Genomic DNA, 1,209 nt, shown 5'->3' with positions numbered 1-1,209 from the left:
TTGGCCATCAGGACGCCACCGCACCAGATCCCCGGTGCGATACATCCGTGCCCCCGGCCCGCCAAACGGGCACGCCACGAACCGCGACGCGGTCAACCCGGCCCGACCCAGGTAGCCGACCGCGACGCCGGTGCCGGCGATGTACAACTCGCCGATGACCCCGGCCGGCACCGGGCGCAACCATGTATCCAGCACGAACAGTCCCGCTTCGGGGACGGGGGTGCCGATGGGCACGACCGGGGTGTGCGGGGTCAGGGGGGCGCTGATGGTCACGCACATGGTGGTTTCGGTGGGGCCGTAGGCGTTGATCATGATCCGTCCGGGGGCCCACCGCTGGACCACGTCGAGGGGGCAGGGTTCTCCGACGGTGGCCAGTGTCAGCGAGTCCAGGCCGTGCTCGGGCAGCATGGCCAGCGCCGAGGGGGTGTGGGTCAGCACGCTGACCTGTTCGGTGATCAGTAGTTGGTGGAAGTCCTCGGGGGAGGTGGTCGCCGTTTCGGGGACAACGACTAGACGCCCGCCGCGTAGGAGTGCGCCGAAGATTTCCCAGACCGAGACGTCAAAGGCCAGCGAGTGGCTTTGGGTCCATACCCCGGTGGAGGGCAGCCCGGCGTCGAGCGAGGCCAGCAGTTGCGTGACGTTGTGGTGGGTGATGGCGACGCCTTTGGGGGTGCCGGTGGTGCCTGAGGTGTAGATCAGGTATGCGATGTCGTCTGGCTGCGGTGTCGGTAACGCGGTGCTGGGTTGGGGCTGGGTATGCGGTGCGGGGTTGTTGATGTCGAGCACCGGCACGGCGCATCCGGTCAGGCGCTCGCGTAGTCCGGTGGTGGTGAGTACCGCCGCGGGTGCGGCGTCGGTGAGGACGAAGCGCAGCCGGGCCTGGGGGACCGCGGGGTCGATCGCCACATAGGCCGCCCCGGTCTTGAGCACGGCCAGGATCGCCACGATCGCCTCGGCCGAGCGGGACAACACCAGCGCCACATACTGTCCCGGGCCCACTCCGTGGCCGGCCAGCAGCTGCGCCCACCGCTGCGCGGCCGCATCCAACTCCCGATAGGTCATCGATACGCCCCCGAAGGTCAGCGCCACCGCCTCCGGCACCCGCGCGACCTGCCCGGCGAACAACACCGGAATCGACGTGAACGCAGCGGGTTTCGCCAACCCCGCCCGATTACCCAACGCATCCAACCGGGCACGCTCCGCCTCATC

1 protein-coding gene is annotated in these 1,209 nt (G+C 69.2%); it reads right to left on the bottom strand.

From position 1 onward, the window contains the following. Positions 1-1,209, bottom strand: a 1,209-nt coding sequence (locus B8W69_RS29450) for an amino acid adenylation domain-containing protein (RefSeq protein ID WP_133058060.1), incomplete at both ends; no start/stop codon positions are given.

It is taken from the genome of Mycolicibacterium vulneris (genome assembly GCF_002104765.1).
Lineage (GTDB): Bacteria > Actinomycetota > Actinomycetes > Mycobacteriales > Mycobacteriaceae > Mycobacterium > Mycobacterium vulneris.
The sequence above is the reverse complement of the archived record's forward strand: the minus strand, read 5'-3'. Positions and strand labels throughout refer to the sequence as shown.